Origin of the sequence: Polynucleobacter sp. es-EL-1, assembly GCF_018687975.1 — a bacterium.
Lineage (GTDB): Bacteria > Pseudomonadota > Gammaproteobacteria > Burkholderiales > Burkholderiaceae > Polynucleobacter.
The window spans coordinates 1,611,142-1,629,297 of record NZ_CP061310.1; the positions used below are offsets into that span (position 1 = coordinate 1,611,142).

An 18,156-nucleotide genomic window follows, 5' to 3' on the forward strand; every position below is an offset into this window, starting at 1 on the left:
CGAAAGAGACTAAATTATTTAGTCTCTTTTTTTTCGTGCTTCCACAATACATCTTGGCCACCAGCAGCACGATTCAGTACACGTGCAATCACGAAAAGTAAATCGGATAAACGATTCACATACTGACGAGGTGCGTCATACAATGGCTCATCCCAGCCTAAGCGAACGATTGAACGTTCAGCGCGTCGGCACACAGTGCGACACACATGTGCCTGTGCTGCGGCCCGAGTACCGCCAGGAAGGATGAATTCGGTCAATGGCGGCAAAGTAGCGTTGTACTTCTCCAGCCAAAGATCAAGCTGGGCCACATGCTCAGGCTTAAGCAAGGTGTAGTTCGGAATACACAACTCCCCACCCAGATCAAATAAATCATGCTGCACTTGCAAAAAAAGGGTTTGTAACTCCTCAGCAATAGCCTGCGGCATCGATTCAGTCATCAAAACCCCGATTTCAGAGTTCAATTCGTCCACATCGCCCATGGCGCAGATGCGCAAATGATCCTTTTCTACGCGACTGCCATCGCCAAGTCCGGTCATACCTGCATCGCCAGTTCTGGTGGCTATTTTTGAAAGTCGATTTCCCATGAACTAATTATAGGTAAATGGCTAAAATGATTCTTATGAATATGGTGACCCCACCCCCAGATATTGCGGCAATAGCCGCCCTCCAATCCAAATTGGTCTCGGCCCTGCGCCCCATTCTTCCGGAGCACGCCCTGCTTTGGGAGCCAGAAGATACGATTCCCTACGAATGTGATGGTCTCGCAGCCTATCGACGCATGCCATTAGCGGTGGCTTTGCCAGAAACTGAAGACCAAGCTGCCCAAATCCTGAAGGTTTGCTTTGCCATGCAAATCCCGGTTGTCCCCAGAGGATCTGGTACAGGTTTATCGGGCGGCGCTATGCCCATTTCTCAAGGCTTAGTCCTCTCTCTAGCTAAGCTCAAAAAGATTGTGAGTATTGATCCATTTACCCGTACGGCAGTAGTTCAACCAGGTGTTCGTAATTTAGCCATCTCTGAAGCTGTTGCCCATTTGGGTTTGTATTACGCACCAGACCCCTCTTCACAAATTGCCTGCTCCATTGGTGGCAACGTGAATGAAAACTCTGGTGGTGTGCATTGTCTTAAATATGGCCTGACCCTTCATAACGTTTTACGGGTGCGCGGTATTTTGATGAATGGTGAGATTGTGGAGTTTGGCAGCTTAGCGCCAGACTCCCCTGGCTTAGATTTACTCGCCATCGTGATGGGCAGCGAAGGCATGCTGGCTGTCATTACCGAAGTGACTGTGAAATTAGTCGCCAAGCCAAAACTGGCACGAGTGATTATGGCCAGCTTTGACGATATTGAAAAAGGTGGCAATGCCGTTGCCGCCATTATCGCTGCGGGGATTATTCCCGCCGGTCTTGAGATGATGGATAAGGCAACCACTCGTGCAGTTGAAGAGTTTGTTCATGCAGGCTATGACCTTAATGCTGAGGCAATCTTGCTCTGTGAATCAGATGGCACTCCTGAAGAAGTGGCTGAAGAGATTGAGCGCATGACCAAGGTATTGGAGCTTGCGGGAGCCAGCGGTATTCAGATTTCTCAAAATGAGTCTGAGCGCCTGAAGTTTTGGAGTGGTCGCAAAAATGCCTTCCCAGCAGCAGGACGCTTAGCGCCTGATTATTACTGCATGGACGGCACGATCCCCCGAAGAAACATAGCCACCTTACTCAAGCGTATCCAAGGGATGGAACAGAAATATGGACTCACCTGCTTGAATGTGTTTCATGCGGGTGATGGCAATATGCATCCCTTAATTTTATTTAACGGTGCAGACCAAGATGAGTGGCATCGTGCAGAAGATTTTGGTACGGAAATTTTGGAAGCTTGTGTTGAGCTAGACGGCACTATTACGGGTGAGCACGGGGTTGGTATCGAAAAAATTAATTCTATGTGTGTGCAATTTGGCGAAGGGGAGCGTGAATCATTCTGGGGGGTTAAGAGTGCTTTTGATCCTGAAAAACTACTGAACCCTGACAAGGCTATTCCAACACTCAATCGTTGTGCAGAATATGGTCGTATGCGCATTAGTGGTGGCAAGTTACCTCACCCAGAATTGGAGCGTTTTTAATGAGTAGCAATACTACACACTCCAATTTGCAGATTGATCTGTTTCGAGAAGCGATTCTTACGGCAGCTAAAACCCAAACCCCACTATCGATTGAGGGTGGCGGCACTAAAGCGTGGTACGGCAATCCGAATGCATTTACCAAGCTCAATACCTGCACTTACTCTGGCATCTTGGAATACCAGCCTGAAGAGTTAGTGATTACTGCTTGTGCCGGCACCCCTCTCAAAGAAATTGAAGCAGCGCTTGCAGAAAAAAATCAAGTTCTTGCGTTTGAGCCACCCCACTTTGGTGAGCATGCTACTTTTGGTGGTGTCATTGCAGCTGGTTTGGCAGGGCCTGGACGTATTAGCGCCGGAAATTTACGCGACTATGTTTTAGGCACTCGCATCATGGATGGCAAAGGTCAAGACTTGTCCTTTGGCGGCAAGGTCATGAAGAACGTCGCTGGATATGATGTCTCTCGCTTATTGCCTGGTTCACTAGGAACCTTATCGCTCTTGCTAGAGGCTTCCGTTAAAGTCTTGCCACGACCTGCCGCAAGCGCAACTCTTCGTTGCCAAATTTCGCAAGAAAAAGCTCTGCGTGTTTTAAATGAATGGGCTGGTCAACCCCTTCCATTGTCAGCCAGTTGCTGGATTGGAAAACCAGGTCAAGATGGTGAGCTCACCCTGCGACTTGCTGGCGCGATTGCAGCTGTCAATGCAGCCATCCCCCTCATGAATGCTGCTATTGATGCCACAGAATTAGACGCCGTCACTGCACAAAACTTTTGGAATGATTTACGTGAACAGCGCCTAGCCGTTTTCAACAATCTACAAAGTACTGACACACTCTACCGCTTGGCTCTCCCAGCCGCTTGTGGACCACTCATAATTAAAAATACGGTTGGTGAGATTGTGCTGGAATGGCATGGTCAACAGAGATGGATTAAGGCATCTGGTGATGAAGCAAGCTTTACGATCCTCAAGCAAATTGCCCACACCCATGGCGGACACGCTACTCGCTTTAAGCAAGGCTTAACAGTAGACCAAAGTAATCAACGCTTTACTTTACTTGGTGAGCAAGCTCACTCTGCTGCACTTGAAGCAGTTCAGGCGCGTCTAAGAGCCTCCTTTGATCCGGCAGGCGTATTTGCCACTAAACGTCTACCGTAAATCTATACATGCAAACTCAACTCGCCCCCCAATACGCCAATACCGCTGAAGGTATTGAAGCCGCCAAAATTCTTGGCAAATGTGTTCACTGTGGTTTTTGCACAGCCACCTGCCCTACATATCAGCTCCTTGGTGATGAACTGGATGGCCCCCGTGGACGCATCTATCTCATCAAGCAAATGGCCGAAGGCCAAGCTCCTACCGAGAAAACGCGCTTACATTTAGACCGCTGCCTCACTTGCCGTAATTGTGAAAGCACCTGCCCTAGTGGAGTGCAATACGGCAACCTGGTTGATATTGGTCGTAAATGGGCAGAAGAAAATACGCCCGAACGCCCTCTTGGTCAGCGCCTGACCCGCTGGGCTCTTACAGAAGGACTCACTAGTCCAAAACTATTCAATACGGCAATGGCACTTGGACGTCTCGTTCGACCACTCATGCCAGCTGGTATTGCGCGCAAGATCCCGGAAGTTAAAAATAAAGCCTTATCTAGCGATACCAAGCCTTATGCAAGGCCTAGCACTCAACATGCTCGCAAGATGCTAATCCTAGAGGGCTGTGTCCAACCGGGCATGCTTCCAAATATCAACTCCGCCACTGCCCGTGTATTGGATGCACTCAAAATTCAACTCATAAGCGCACCCAATGCCACTTGCTGTGGTGCATTGCGCTACCACTTGAATGATCAAGCTGGTGGGCTCGATAACGCTAAGCAAAATATGGATGCTTGGTGGCCACTCGTTGAGCAAGGCGTTGAGGCTATTGTGATGACGGCATCAGGCTGTGGTGTGATGGTCAAAGATTATGGTCACCTCTTTGCCAACGACCCTATATATGCAAGCAAAGCAAAAAAGATTTCCGAGCTCACTAAAGATATCTCGGAAATTCTGCCAAGCCTTGAAGAGCAATTACTTGAGCTAGTTGGCTCAGATCCAAAACCAGGCGTAGTCTATCACCCACCCTGCACTTTGCAACATGGCCAACAGATTAGAGGCAAGGTAGAAGGTCTTCTAACAGCTATGGGCATTGGAGTGCGTCTCTGCGCAGATAGTCATTTATGCTGTGGCTCTGCAGGAACCTATTCGGTCACCCAACCAGAACTCTCCGAACAACTACGGAAAAATAAACTGAGCCACCTCAATGCTGCTTGTGAAGAATCTGGCGCAAAAGTCATTGTGTCTGGAAATATTGGTTGTATTACCCATCTTCAGCAGGATGACACCCCCGTCATGCATTGGATTGAAATTGTGGATCAACTGATTGCTGAGCAACACAACACTAAACAATGACCCAAATTACCACCAACCTGATGTTGGTAAAGCAGCGACTAGAACTCGCTGCCCTTGCAGCTAAGCGTGAGCCAGAAGATATTCGCTTGCTTGCCGTTAGCAAAACTTTCCCTGCTAGAGATATTGAAGAGGCAATGCATGCTGGGCAAACTGCTTTTGGTGAAAACTACGTTCAAGAGGGTGTTGAGAAGATTGAGCAACTTGCTAAATTACGTCCCTGGCTTGAATGGCATTTCATAGGGCCTTTGCAAAGCAATAAAACCAGAGAGGTGGCCGCCCATTTCGACTGGGTTCACAGCATAGATCGCCTCAAAATTGCCGAACGGCTTTCTAGTCAACGGGCTGAATTTGCAGAACTTGAAGCCCTTCAAGTGTGCGTCCAAATTAATGTCAGTCAAGAAGAAAGTAAAAGTGGCATTTCTCTTGAAGAAGTAGACACCTTATGTGATGCTGTCTCCAAGCTACCCAATATTGTGCTCAGGGGACTAATGGCTATCCCTGCTCCAACTACAAATGTTCAAGAGCAGCATCAAGCATTTGAGGCGATTCGTAATTGCTTTATCAGCATCAAGACAAAGCACTCTCATGATCATCATTATGATTTTTTTGACACCCTTTCCATGGGAATGTCTGATGATATGGAGGCCGCAATCGCCGAGGGTAGCACCATGGTCAGAATAGGAAGTGCTATTTTCGGAAAGCGCGATAAGATAAAAGTATGAATACAGCAATCAATAAAAATGCCCACATCACCTTTATCGGGGGTGGCAATATGGGTCGCGCCTTAATTAGCGGATTATTAGCCAATGGCTTTGAAGCAAATCAACTCTCAGTAGTTGAAGCAAGTGCTGCTACAGGCCTTAAATTACATGAAGATTTTGGCGTGCAAATCATCGGTGCTTTAGAGCAAATTGCATTTGATTTTTCCAAGAATAATGTTGTGGTGATGGCTATAAAACCACAAGACTTCAATGCTGTCGCAAAAAATTTAAGCAACAAACTAAAACACGCCAGCGCACCAGGGCCATTGATTTTGAGTATTGCTGCTGGCATACGCCTTAAGGATATGAGTCGTTGGCTCGATCATGAGCGTTGTGTTCGTGCTATGCCCAACACCCCAGCTTTAATCGGCAAAGGCATTACCGGCTTATTTGCAGACTCTGCTGTCAATGATGCTGATCGTACGTTAGCCCAAACTATTTGTAATGCTGTTGGCCAAACAGTCTGGGTGCAAGAAGAAAAATTAATGGATGCCGTGACCGCCGTCTCTGGAAGTGGACCAGCTTATGTATTTGCATTCTTAGAGGCAATGCAAGCCAGTGGAGAAAAGCTAGGCTTAGATTCCGCAACTGCTCGCAAGCTTGCTTATGCCACCTTGGAAGGCGCTACCCAGCTAGCTCACAATTCTGATGAGCATGCAGGAATCTTGCGTGAACGTGTTACTTCAAAAGGCGGTACTACTGCTGCGGCACTGGACGTTCTCAAACAGCTCGATTGGCATGGCACTCTTGAAAAAGCTATTGATGCTGCAAGCCAGCGTGGCAAAACCATGGGTGATGAACTGGGCAAGAATTAGGCTGCTATTTATTGGAATGCCAAACCCAGTACGATTCCTAAAAATAGAAAGCCGCCTAACCAGTTATTGTGACGAAAGGCTTTAAAACAGTCTTCCCGCTTTCTGGTGGAAACAAGTTTGAGGTGGTACAGAGCGCAAGCTAATGCCAATACCCAGCCCAGCCAATGCCAATCACCCAGGTTTGAGAGATTGGCAACGGCGATCTGTGTAACAAACAATACGCCATAACTTATTGCGATAGCAATTACATCAAAGCGTCCAAATGTAATGGCAGAGGTACGCAAGCCTAAACGTAGATCATCATCTCGATCCACCATGGCATAAGCAGTGTCATATGCAATCGCCCAGAAGATGTTGCCAATAAACAAGATCCAAGCTTCTAGGGGAATAAAACCCAAAACTGCTGCATAAGCCATGGGAATGCCAAAACCAAAAGCAATTCCCAGCACAGCTTGTGGAATAGCAAAGAAACGTTTGGTAAATGGATAAACAATCGCCACTAGCAAAGCAAATACTGACAGCTCTTTAGTCAAGGTGTTTAAAGGTTGAATCAGCAAAAAGGCAAGTAGCGCCAAACAGGCAGCTACTGCAAGCGCTTCCCTGCCGGAAATTTTGCCGCTCGTAATGGGGCGATCTTTAGTGCGCAAGACATATCGATCAAAGTCACGATCAGCAAAGTCATTCACAGCGCAACCTGCACTACGCATCAAAAAAGTGCCCAGCGAAAAAATCAGTAGTAGATGCCATTCTGGAAAACCACTGCTTGCTAGCCAAAGGGCCCATAAAGTAGGCCACAACAACAGCAAAGTTCCGATCGGCTTATCGAAACGAATTAACTGGGCATAAGCAATTAAACGGGCATACATATGAAAAGTGATTTGTTCGTAATCATGAACTGATTATCAAGCTTTTAGAAACTCAGTGCGAGAGCCTAGCCAGCGCTCTAAATGTCTCTCCACTATATCGCCATGTTCTGCCAGCAGTCTTTCGGCTGCTTGTTGCGCCAACTCAATCAACCAAGCATCTCGCTGTAAGTCCACAAAACGCAACATGGCATCGCCTGATTGCTTTGCTCCCAATAATTCACCGGGACCTCGCAAAGATAGATCTCGCTCTGCAATCACAAATCCATCAGAGGTCTCGCGCAAAGTTTGCAAACGCTCTTTTGCCGCCAAAGATAAAGGTTCAGCATACATCAAGATGCAGACCGAATCTGCCGAACCTCGACCAACGCGCCCCCTCAATTGGTGAATCTGCGCATATCCAAAACGCTCTGCGTGCTCAATCACCATTAAGGCGGCATTGGGTACATCTACCCCCACCTCAATCACGGTAGTTGCTACTAATAATTGAATTTCATTTGCCTTGAAGGCTGCCATCACCGCAGCCTTCTCCTCGCTTTTTAAACGCCCGTGAACAAGCCCAACCTTAAAGTTGGGCAAAGCCTGAGTGAGCTGCTCAAAACTCTCAACCGCAGTTTGAAGTTGCAAGGCCTCTGACTCTTCGATTAAAGGGCAAACCCAATAGGCTTGCAATCCTTTTGATAGCCAAGACTGAAGACCGCCAATCACCTCGTCGCGTCGCGCGGCCTTAACTACTTTAGTTGCTATCGGCTTGCGACCTGGCGGCAGTTCATCAATCACTGAAACATCTAAATCGGCATAGTAAGTCATCGCTAGTGTGCGCGGAATGGGGGTAGCCGACATCATCAATTGATGGCAATAAAATAATTCTGAGCCGACGCGCTGCCCAATCTCTAAACGCTGACGTACACCAAAGCGGTGCTGTTCATCGATCACTGCTAAACCCAGCTTTGAAAAGCTCACTTTGTCTTGAATCAGTGCATGCGTCCCAATAATGAGTTGCGCATCGCCACTCTCAATCATTTCTTGTGCAAGCCTCTTGTCCTTTGCCTTCAAGCTCCCAGAAAGCCAAACAATCTTCACGCCCAAAGGCTCAAACCATTCTTGCATTTTGAGATAGTGTTGCTCAGCAAGAATTTCTGTGGGGGCCATGATGGCGGCCTGATAGCCATGATCTATCGCACGCGCAGCTGCTAATGCAGCTATCACTGTCTTACCGCTGCCCACATCCCCCTGTAGCAAGCGATTCATGGGAAAGGCGTTGGATAGATCTGAGCCAATGTCTGACCAAACTCGTGCTTGCGCACCCGTTAACTGAAATGGCAAAGCTTTGAGCAAACCATCTTCAATACAGGCACGACCACTCTGTGAATCCTTTAATTTTGCAAAAGTGGGCGCTCGTCTTTCGCGGCGGATTGCATGGGCTCGTTTCAAAGAAATTTGCTGTGCTAATAATTCTTCAAATTGCACTCGTCGCCATGCAGGATGTGTGCGCTCTAACAGCGCTTGAGTATTGGCATCAGCGGGTGGTTGATGAAGATAGGTAATGGCTTCTTGCAAGGGCGGCCAATCATGACTCGGCAAAATTTGCTTCATCAATACAGCTGGTAAGAATTCTGCCAAACTGTCAGTCAAGCTCGGATCGCGTAAGGCCTGAATAACCGCCTTACGAATCACCGTCTGTGAAATGCCTGCACTCGCTGGGTAAACTGGGGTCAGACTTTGCGGCAAAGGTGCATCTGAGGAGACGGCGCGCACGGTAGGATGAACCATTTCCGGCCCCTGATAGCCCTCTCGTACCTCTCCTCGAACCCGTACATGAGTCCCAACTGCCATTTGTTTTTGCTGACTAGGGTAGAAGTTCAGAAAACGGAGTTGCAGTGAGGCAGTGTCATCCTCAATAGTCACCAACAACTGTCTTCTAGGGCGAAACATGACCTGATTTCGAACCACGACCCCTTGAGTTTGAATCGAATGGGACCGACCAAGCCCTACCGCCTCCTCTACAGTGAAAAGCTCAGTTTCATCCTCGTAGCGCGATGGCAGGTGCAAAGCAAGGGCCATAGGGGTCTTTAATCCCATTTTTTCTAGTGCAGTTGGCGGTCGCTTAGTAGTCATCGTTAAAATCCAATACCTGATGGTAATGCTATGCAACTCTCTGACTTCAATTACGACCTCCCCTCACAACTAATTGCCCAGCACCCCCTGGCAAATAGGACAGATAGCCGACTCTTAGAGCTTAGAGTTGACGGGGATAAGTCCGCCCAGTTAATAGACCGTCAGTTTCGTGACATTCTTACCCTTATTAATCCAGGGGATTTACTGGTCTTTAACGACACCAAAGTCATACCTGCGCGCCTGCATGGCAAAAAAGAGACTGGGGGTAATGTAGAACTCCTGATTGAACGTATCAGCGCTGAAAATCAAGCTTGGGTTCAAATCAGAGCCTCGAAGGTTCCTAAAACTGGTTCGATTGTTCATATCCAAAACCCAGCAGGCGAAAGTTTTCCTGTAGAAATGATTGGCTATGACGGCCGGTTTTATGAAGTTCGCTTTCCGGAAAACGTATTTTCTCTGCTAGAACGTTTTGGAGAGCTGCCATTGCCACCGTATATCGAGCATCAACCTGATGCACAGGATGCCACACGCTATCAAACCGTTGTCGCCAAAAATCCGGGGGCAGTAGCAGCGCCTACTGCTGGCTTACATTTTGATGAAGATATTCTGGAAAGACTCTCTCAAAATGGCGTTCGTCATGCGACGGTTACGCTTCATGTTGGAGCGGGCACTTTTACACCAGTCCGTGAAGAAGATCTGAGTAAACACCGCATGCACTATGAGTGGTATTCAATTCCAACTCAGACCTTAGAAGCCATCGCCCAAACGCATCGCAATGGTAATCGAGTCATTGCGGTGGGCACAACCAGTCTACGAGCCCTAGAGAGTCAGACCCTGACCCAACAGAGCAGCGGCGAAACGAATCTCTTTATTACCCCTGGCTTTTCTTTTAAAGCAGTCGATTGCTTGATCACCAATTTTCATTTACCTAAATCGACACTGCTCATGCTAGTAAGTGCTTTTGCGGGGGTCGACAACATCCGCAATGCTTATCAACATGCCATCCAAAATGAATATCGCTTTTTTAGCTACGGCGATGCGATGTTCCTCAGCCGCCCCCACCTTTCAAACCCATGACTAAACCTGTTCACTTCAATATTTTGGCTCGCGACTCCCAGAGTCCAGCTCGCTTAGGGCAACTAGATCTTCCACATGGCAGTGTGCAAACCCCGATCTTTATGCCCGTAGGCACCTATGGCACCGTAAAGGCCATGACACCCCGAGATCTAAACGAGGCGAAAGCCCAAATTATTTTGGGCAATACTTTTCATCTCTGGTTACGACCTGGTCTAGATGTCATTAAAAAGCATGGTGGACTGCATCGCTTTATGGGATGGGATAAGCCTATCCTGACTGACTCTGGTGGATTTCAGGTATTTAGCTTGGGGGCATTGCGAAAGATTTCAGAGGAAGGCGTCACTTTTGCCTCCCCCATTAATGGCGATAAATTATTTATGTCGCCAGAAGTATCAATGGAAATTCAGGCAGTGCTCAATAGTGACATTGCCATGCAGTTTGATGAATGCACTCCGTATGAGGTGAAGGGGCAGCCCACTAGCGAAAAAACGGCTCGCGCATCTCTCGAAATGTCTTTACGTTGGGGTGATCGCTCACTCAAGCGCTTTCGGGAACTTGAAACCGGTAATGGCCTCTTTGGCATCGTTCAAGGCGGGATGTTTGAAAATCTTCGAGAGTTTTCGCTTGAGGCAGTCCGTCAGCAAGGTTTTGATGGGATTGCCATTGGCGGCTTATCCGTTGGTGAGCCAAAACCAGAATTTGAGCGTATTTTGAACTTCACGGCCCCTAAACTTCCTGAACACATGCCGCATTATTTGATGGGGGTTGGAACACCAGAGGATCTAATGCTTGGCGTGAGCCTCGGAATTGATATGTTTGACTGCGTCATGCCAACCCGTAATGCACGTAATGGCTGGCTATTTACCCGCTTCGGGGACCTTAAATTGCGCAATTCTGGGTATAAAGACGATGATAGGCCCTTAGATCCTACCTGCGCCTGCTACACCTGCCAAAACTTCACTAGATCCTACTTAAACCACCTACAGAAAGCTAATGAGATTCTGGGGTCTCAGCTCAATACCATCCATAACCTCTCCTACTACCTGCAATTAATGGAGGAGGTTCGTGAGGCGCTGTCCAAGGATCGCTTTAGCGCCTATCGCGAGCAATTTCATCGTGATCGCCAACGAGGTGTCGAGCCTGGGCAGGATTAATAGCCCTGCAGCGGGAGTGTGCGCCCTAAATCAGCCCTCCAAAGCCCATACAGTTTAGAATCGTGGGTTTATGGCTTTGCTTTATTGGCCTAAAAATGAAGCTGTTTCCAATTGGTGATTAATGGAGGTTTTATATGTGGATTAGTAACGCTTTTGCCCAGGCTCCTGCTGCGGGCGCAGACTCTGGTGGCTTAATGAGCTTCCTACCCCTAATACTGATGTTTGTAGTGCTGTACTTCATCATGATTCGCCCACAGATGAAGCGTCAAAAAGAAACTAAGGCCATGCTTGAAGCATTAGGCGTTGGTGATGAAGTGGTAACGGTTGGCGGCATCATGGGCAAAGTAACTGCCCTAAAAGATCAGGTAGTAACTGTTGAGATTGCTTCTGGCACTGAAGTCCAAATGCAAAAGGCAGCTATCACTACAGTATTGCCTAAAGGCACATTGAAGTCCGCTTAACAGGCTTACTCACAAGTATCTCAATATGAATCGTTACCCTCTCTGGAAATACATAGTCATCCTGGTTGCATTATTAATTGGGGGACTATATTCACTACCCAATATTTACGGAGAGGCGCCAGCAGTTCAGGTTTCATCTGCCAAACCCACTATCAAAGTGGATTTGGCAACCCAATCTCGTGTTGAAAAAATTCTGACGGATGCCAGCATTGAAAATACCGGCATCTTCTTTGAGTCTGTTGGTAATGTTGGCTCCATCAAGATTCGTTTTAACAACACCGATATTCAATTGCGTGCTCGCGATCTATTGCAACAAAAATTAAATATTGATCAAAACGATCCTAATTTCACCGTTGCATTAAATCTACTTTCAAATACTCCCAGCTGGCTAAATGCTATGAATGCATTGCCAATGCCATTGGGCCTTGACTTGCGTGGTGGCGTGTACTTCTTGCTACAAGTCGATATGAAAGGTGCAGTTCAAAAGAAAGTCACTTCCTTAGCGACGGATATTCGCAGTCAACTGCGCGAGAAGTCAATACGCCATCAAGGTATTGAGCGTGGCCAAGAAACTATCACCATCTCTTTTGGCGGCATGGAAGAGGCTGAAAAAGCACGCTCAGTATTGCAAACTAGCCAGCCAGAACTCAATTGGCAGATTTTGCCTACCGGTCTTACACCAAAGTTAGTCGGTGAATTTAAGCCTACAGCTTTAAAAGAAATTCAAGACAGCGCTGTAAAGCAAAACATCATTACCCTGAATAAGCGCGTTAATGAGTTAGCTGTGAAAGAGCCCGTTATTCAGCAGCAAGGTGCGGAGCGCATCGTAGTGCAATTACCTGGCGTACAAGATACTGCGCGCGCTAAAGATATTATTGGTCGCACTGCCACATTGGAGTCTCGACTAGCTGATCCGATTGTTTCAACCATTGCGATTGGTGAAACACCTCCTCCAGGTATGGATGTATTCCGCTTTGGTGAAAATCGCCAAGGGGTATTCAAAAAATCGGTCATCTTCAGCGGTGATCGTATTACCGATGCAAGTGCTGGCTTTGACCAAAACCAACGGCCTGCAGTCAACATCTCACTTGATGCGGCTGGTGGTCGTGTGATGCAAGAGGTGACCCGCGAGAATATTGGCAAGCCAATGGGAATGATCTTGTTTGAAAAAGGCAAAGGTGAAGTACTGACGATTGCCACCATTCAAAGTGAGTTCGGCTCCAAGTTTCAAATTACTGGCCAGCCAACTACTGAAAGCGCCAATGACTTAGCGCTTTTATTGCGAGCAGGTTCACTTGCGGCACCAATGGAAATCATTGAAGAGCGCACTATTGGACCAAGCTTAGGTGCAGAAAATATTGAGAAAGGTTTCAAATCTCTGATCATTGGTTTTGCTGCCATAGCGATTTTCATGATCGCCTATTACATGTTGTTTGGAACTTTCTCGGTACTTGCTCTCGCAGTGAACTTGTTGCTACTGATTTCGATTCTCTCGATGCTGCAAGCAACATTGACGCTTCCCGGTATTGCGGCAATGGCATTGGCCCTAGGTATGGCAATTGACTCCAACGTTCTAATCAATGAGCGTATCCGTGAAGAGCTGCGCGCGGGGGCTTCACCACAGACTGCAATCGCCATTGGCTTTGATAAAGCATGGGGCACTATTTTGGACTCTAACGTCACAACCCTGATTGCTGGTCTTGCTTTGCTTGCTTTCGGCTCTGGCCCCATCAAGGGCTTTGCAGTGGTCCATTGCCTTGGCATCCTCACTTCAATGTTCTCAGCTGTCTTCTTCTCACGCGGCCTGGTCAACCTTTGGTATGGCAGACATAAGAAGGTTCAGAAACTCGCTATCGGCCAAGTTTGGCGCCCCAAGGAGAAATAAGCCATGGAATTCTTCCGCATCAAAAAAGATATTCCCTTTATGCGCCATGCTCTGGTGCTCAATGCTGTTTCCCTCATTACTTTTATTGCCGCAGTTTTCTTCCTTTGGCATAACGGTTTACATTTATCTATTGAATTTACTGGCGGTACTGTCATGGAGGTTACCTACCCCCAAACAGCGCCATTAGATTCAATTCGCTCTAAAGTAGAAAAGCTCGGGTATACCGATACTCAGATTCAGAACTTTGGCAGCTCACGTGATGTCATGATCCGCCTGCCTTTGCAAAAAGATGCTGAAGGAAAGATGATTTCTTCTGCCGATCAAAGCGCTGCAGTCATGCAAGCTTTAGATCCACAGGGCACGGGAGCCAAACTTCAGCGCGTGGAATTTGTTGGCCCACAGGTAGGCAAAGAATTGGCACTTGATGGTTTAAAGGCACTCGTCTTTGTGATCATCGGCATCATGGTGTATCTATCATTCCGCTTTGAGTGGAAATTTGCAGTTGCCGGCATCATTGCCAACCTGCATGACATTGTGATTATTCTGGGCTTTTTTGCATTCTTTCAATGGGAATTCTCCCTCTCCGTATTGGCAGCGGTGCTTGCAGTCCTCGGCTACTCTGTCAATGAATCCGTTGTGATCTTTGACCGCATTCGTGAAAACTTCCGCAAGTATCGCAAGATGAATACCCGTGAAGTGATCGATAACGCGATTACGAGCACTATCAGCCGCACCGTGATTACTCACGGCAGTACAGAGATGATGGTGCTAGCAATGCTGTTTTTTGGCGGCCCGACTCTCTTTTACTTTGCTCTAGCGCTGACGATCGGTATTCTCTTTGGTATCTATTCTTCTGTATTCGTAGCCGCTGCCTTAGCAATGTGGCTAGGCGTAACACGTGAAGATTTAGTCAAGGGTGAGCGTAAGCCAGATGATGCAGCGCGCAGTGATGACCCCAACTTTGGGGCGCAAGTTTAAGTTTCTTACTTAAAACTAATTGAGTGTAAAGTTCTGATGCTCAAGAGCGGCCAAGATTTTTTGGGTCGCTCCTTGATGCGCGCTTGTATAGATTTTTGCAGCAGTAGCCATCCTCTCTAATTCTTCCGGGTGAGATAGCAATTCCTTCAACGCTTCCATTAAAGCGATCGGCTCAGTTAATAGCAATTCTCCGGATATCCGTTTGGCAGCGCCAATCTGGATTGCATCTATAGCCGCTTGTTGGAAATTGTATGTATGCTCACCTAACAATACTGGGCATCCTGCAGCACAAGCTTCAATCAGATTTTGACCGCCAAACGGCAAGAGACTTCCTCCCATCACCACTAAGTCGGCTGCGCTGTAATACATCGGCATTTCACCCATGGAGTCGCCTAAGATGACTTGAATATCCGCGCCGTACTGAGGACTGACATTCCATTCCGAACGACGCTGAAATCGGAACCCCATGTCATGAATTTGATTGGCCACTTCAGAAAAACGCTCTGGATGACGTGGCACCAAACATAAGACCGGCGACACTTTGAATGTATTGCTGAGCAATAAATCCCTCCAAGCCTTGAGAATCACCTCCTCTTCACCATCTCGCGTACTGGCAGCACAGACCATGAGTCGACCACCCTGATGAATCTCATGTTTCCAGGATTGCCCTTGCACTACTAAATTTGGATCCAAAGGAACATCAAACTTGAGATTCCCAACAATCTCAACCTGTCTTACGCCAAGACTTCGGTAACGCTGCGCATCGAACTCAGTCTGAGCCAATATTCCAGCAAAAGCCTGAAATAATGCTCTGCCCGCTTTACCAAATCGGTTTACTCGCCGAGCACTTCGCTCGGACAAGCGGGCATTGACTAAAAATAAAGGTAGGCCTTTTTCAGCACAATCAAAAACGACTGTTGGCCAAGCCTCCGTTTCCATAAATAAGCCAAATTTAGGCTTGAAGATGCGAATAAATTTAGCTACTGCCCAGCAAAGGTCATACGGCAAATATACCTGGCGTATCTGGCCCGAAGCAATTGCTTTCCCAAATAATGAAGCGCCAGTTCGCCGACCATTGAGCGTCATATGCGTTAGCAGTATTGATTCGCCACGCTCAAGATAGACATCAATTAAAGGTTGAGCAGCCCTTGTCTCGCCAACTGATACCGCATGAATCCAGATGGCACCCTGTTTAATGGGTTTCTTATAGCCAAATGCTAAACGTTCAGGTAGATGGCTTAAATATTGGGCGCTGTGGCGAGCGCGCCAAGCAAGACGAATAAAAGCAAATGGCAAAAGCAAATGCCATAGTAATTGATAGACAGCAAACCAGAACTTGGGGCGGGCACCATATTGAGAATCATTTGGTGCACCCTCAAGGCTTGGGGTCACACTCACTTTTTTAGACGTTCGGTCAGTTCGACCGCCTTGCCTAAATAGGAGGAGGGGGTCATTTCCAGGAGTAACTTTTTAGCATCATCCGGAATCTTGAGACCACGAATAAATGTTTGCAAATCCTCCTTGTTAATTCCCTTGCCACGGGTTAACTCTTTGAGTTGCTCATAAGGGTTCTCGATGCCATAGCGACGCATTACCGTCTGCACTGGCTCAGCGAGTACCTCCCAGCACTCGTCAAGATCAGCCGCAATAGCTGCGTGGTTCACTTCTAATTTTCCTAAGCCACGTAAGGCGCTGTCATAAGCTAAAACACTATGACCAAATGCTGGGCCTAAATTACGCAGGACTGTAGAGTCAGTTAAGTCACGTTGCCAACGCGAAATGGGCAACTTCTCAGCGAGGTGGCGCAATAATGCATTAGCGACGCCCAAGTTACCTTCGGAGTTTTCAAAATCAATCGGATTGACCTTATGCGGCATAGTTGAGGAGCCAATCTCACCCGCCTTAGTACGCTGCTTAAAGTACCCAATCGAAATATAGGCCCAAAAATCACGGTCCATATCCAACAAGATCGTGTTGGCGCGTGCAATAGCATCAAATAGTTCAGCCATGCCATCATGCGGCTCAATCTGAATGGTATAGGGATTAAAGGTAAGACCTAGGCGTTTCTCAACAACACCCTTAGAAAAGTTTTCCCAATCAAAATCAGGATAGGCAGATAAATGAGCGTTGTAGTTACCAACTGCACCATTCATTTTTCCTAACAACGGAACTGCAGCGATTGCGGCAATAGCACGTTCCAAACGTTTAGCAATATTGGCCAACTCCTTGCCTAAAGTGCTGGGTGAGGCTGGCTGACCATGGGTGCGTGACAACAATGGTACCTTGGCATTTTCAATAGCGAGGTCAGTTAATACAGAGAGCACTTTTCTGAGTTGCGGCAATAAGACTTCATCACGCGCCCCACGCAACATCAAACCATGTGAGGTGTTGTTAATGTCTTCAGAGGTACAAGCAAAATGAATAAACTCACTTGCCTTGAGGAGATCTGGACGACCAGAAACTTTTTCCTTTAAGAAATACTCCACCGCCTTGACATCATGATTGGTTACCGCTTCGATATCTTTAATACGCTGCGCATCGGCATCTGAAAAATTTTCTGGCAAAGACAGTAAAAATGCCTCGTCTGCTGCGCTAATTTTCGGGACATCCGGAAGCCCGGCTGAAGCCAAAGCCAAAAGCCAATGTATTTCCACAAATACCCGCTGACGCATGAATGCTGCCTCAGATAACCAAGGTCTTAAAGCATCCAACTTTCCGGCATAGCGGCCGTCTAATGGGGAGAGTGCATTGAGGGTTGAAAGCGGCTGACTCACAGATATTGCCTTTATTTGGATTGAGCTGATAAAACCTGATTTTAATCGCTCTTAGGGGTCCAACCGAATTGCTACAGGATGGCTATACTTGATGCCATGAAACTCATCGGATCCCTCACCAGCCCCTATGTACGTAAGGTACGCATTGTTCTGATCGAAAAGAAGGTCGAGGTAGACCTCGAACTGGAAAATGTCTGGGCTGCAGACACAAAAATTGCCCAAAATAACCCCTTAGGTAAGATTCCTTGTCTTTTATTGGATGATGGGGAAGCTATTTATGACTCGCGTGTAATCGCAGAATATGCTGACAGCCTGAGCCCCGTCGGCAAACTCATCCCGGCAGACAGTCGTGAGCGCGCTAGTGTTAAAACCTGGGAGGCCTTAGCTGATGGCGTTGAGGATGCCGGCATCCTGGCGCGTCTTGAGGCAACCCTACGCCCTCCCGAGCAGCAGAGCCCAGTGTGGATTGAGCGTCAAATGGGCAAAATGAAGCATGGGCTTGCGCAAATGTCGCAGCAACTGGGTGAGAACGAGTGGTGTCACGGCAACCAAATGTCTTTGGCAGACATTGCGGTAGGTTGCTCATTGGGTTATTTGTTATTTCGCTTCCCTGATATTGCTTGGCAAGCTCAATATTCCAACTTAGATAGGCTTTATCAAAAGTTAATGCAAAGACCTTCTTTTGCACAAACTCTACCGCCTGCGGCATAA

Annotated in this window: 16 protein-coding genes; 11 read left to right on the top strand and 5 right to left on the bottom strand. The window is 47.4% G+C overall.

The window, feature by feature from the left end; translation table 11 throughout:
• Positions 1-14: 14 nt before the first annotated feature.
• Positions 15-584 carry a cob(I)yrinic acid a,c-diamide adenosyltransferase gene (locus FD974_RS08235; protein WP_215364181.1) on the bottom strand — a complete coding sequence of 190 codons (570 nt, stop codon included), beginning with the start codon at positions 582-584 and terminating at the stop codon, positions 15-17.
• A 26-nt stretch (positions 585-610) separates the two neighbouring features.
• Here FD974_RS08235 and FD974_RS08240 point away from each other — a divergent pair, with 26 nt between their 5' ends.
• Genes FD974_RS08240 through proC form a run of 5 tightly spaced genes read left to right on the top strand, consistent with a single transcriptional unit; the run spans position 611 to position 6,135 of the window.
• Positions 611-2,116 carry an FAD-linked oxidase C-terminal domain-containing protein gene (locus FD974_RS08240; RefSeq protein WP_215366813.1) on the top strand — a complete coding sequence of 502 codons (1,506 nt, stop codon included), beginning with the start codon at positions 611-613 and terminating at the stop codon, positions 2,114-2,116.
• Positions 2,116-3,270 (top strand): glycolate oxidase subunit GlcE, encoded by a 1,155-nt coding sequence (gene glcE / locus FD974_RS08245; RefSeq protein WP_215364182.1) that lies wholly within the window; start codon positions 2,116-2,118, stop codon positions 3,268-3,270. Before FD974_RS08240 ends, glcE begins: the two co-directional genes overlap by 1 nt.
• An 8-nt stretch (positions 3,271-3,278) precedes the next feature.
• Positions 3,279-4,559, top strand: coding sequence for a glycolate oxidase subunit GlcF (gene glcF, locus FD974_RS08250; RefSeq protein WP_215364183.1), 1,281 nt, complete (start codon positions 3,279-3,281; stop codon positions 4,557-4,559).
• Entirely contained in the window at positions 4,556-5,281 is a 726-nt protein-coding gene (locus FD974_RS08255) for a YggS family pyridoxal phosphate-dependent enzyme (RefSeq protein WP_215364184.1), read from the top strand. Before glcF ends, FD974_RS08255 begins: the two co-directional genes overlap by 4 nt.
• Positions 5,278-6,135: a pyrroline-5-carboxylate reductase gene (gene proC, locus FD974_RS08260; RefSeq protein ID WP_215364185.1), complete on the top strand. Its 858-nt coding sequence runs from the start codon at positions 5,278-5,280 to the stop codon at positions 6,133-6,135. Before FD974_RS08255 ends, proC begins: the two co-directional genes overlap by 4 nt.
• A gap of 8 nt (positions 6,136-6,143) precedes the next feature.
• Here the strand turns inward: proC and ubiA are convergent, their stop codons facing one another.
• Together ubiA and recG are read right to left on the bottom strand one after the other, a co-directional pair.
• Positions 6,144-7,001 carry a 4-hydroxybenzoate octaprenyltransferase gene (ubiA, locus tag FD974_RS08265; RefSeq protein WP_215364186.1) on the bottom strand — a complete coding sequence of 286 codons (858 nt, stop codon included), beginning with the start codon at positions 6,999-7,001 and terminating at the stop codon, positions 6,144-6,146.
• A gap of 36 nt (positions 7,002-7,037) precedes the next feature.
• On the bottom strand, positions 7,038-9,116 hold the full coding sequence (recG, locus tag FD974_RS08270) for an ATP-dependent DNA helicase RecG (protein ID WP_215364188.1): 2,079 nt from the start codon (positions 9,114-9,116) through the stop codon (positions 7,038-7,040).
• Between the two features lie 30 nt (positions 9,117-9,146).
• On the opposite strand from recG, the gene queA reads away from it, so the two are divergent.
• From queA to secF, 5 genes are all read left to right on the top strand, one after another.
• Positions 9,147-10,193, top strand: coding sequence for a tRNA preQ1(34) S-adenosylmethionine ribosyltransferase-isomerase QueA (queA, locus tag FD974_RS08275; RefSeq protein WP_215364190.1), 1,047 nt, complete (start codon positions 9,147-9,149; stop codon positions 10,191-10,193).
• Positions 10,190-11,347, top strand: coding sequence for a tRNA guanosine(34) transglycosylase Tgt (gene tgt, locus FD974_RS08280; protein ID WP_215364192.1), 1,158 nt, complete (start codon positions 10,190-10,192; stop codon positions 11,345-11,347). The genes queA and tgt overlap by 4 nt, the downstream gene beginning before the upstream one ends.
• 134 nt (positions 11,348-11,481) lie before the next feature.
• On the top strand, positions 11,482-11,808 hold the full coding sequence (yajC, locus tag FD974_RS08285) for a preprotein translocase subunit YajC (RefSeq protein WP_215364194.1): 327 nt from the start codon (positions 11,482-11,484) through the stop codon (positions 11,806-11,808).
• A gap of 25 nt (positions 11,809-11,833) precedes the next feature.
• Positions 11,834-13,693, top strand: coding sequence for a protein translocase subunit SecD (gene secD, locus FD974_RS08290; RefSeq protein WP_215364196.1), 1,860 nt, complete (start codon positions 11,834-11,836; stop codon positions 13,691-13,693).
• Between the two features lie 3 nt (positions 13,694-13,696).
• Positions 13,697-14,671, top strand: a complete 975-nt coding sequence (gene secF, locus FD974_RS08295; RefSeq protein ID WP_215364198.1) for a protein translocase subunit SecF — start codon at positions 13,697-13,699, stop codon at positions 14,669-14,671.
• 15 nt (positions 14,672-14,686) lie between these two features.
• Here secF and FD974_RS08300 read toward each other — a convergent pair whose 3' ends face one another.
• Both FD974_RS08300 and purB read right to left on the bottom strand, forming a co-directional pair.
• Positions 14,687-16,063 carry a 3-deoxy-D-manno-octulosonic acid transferase gene (locus FD974_RS08300; RefSeq protein ID WP_215364199.1) on the bottom strand — a complete coding sequence of 459 codons (1,377 nt, stop codon included), beginning with the start codon at positions 16,061-16,063 and terminating at the stop codon, positions 14,687-14,689.
• Between the two features lie 2 nt (positions 16,064-16,065).
• Positions 16,066-17,445, bottom strand: a complete 1,380-nt coding sequence (gene purB / locus FD974_RS08305) for an adenylosuccinate lyase (protein WP_371817109.1) — start codon at positions 17,443-17,445, stop codon at positions 16,066-16,068.
• Positions 17,446-17,541: 96 nt separating this feature from the next.
• On the opposite strand from purB, the gene FD974_RS08310 reads away from it, so the two are divergent.
• The gene (locus FD974_RS08310) at positions 17,542-18,156 is read left to right on the top strand and encodes a glutathione S-transferase N-terminal domain-containing protein (RefSeq protein ID WP_215364200.1); all 615 of its coding nucleotides are present in this window, start codon (positions 17,542-17,544) and stop codon (positions 18,154-18,156) included.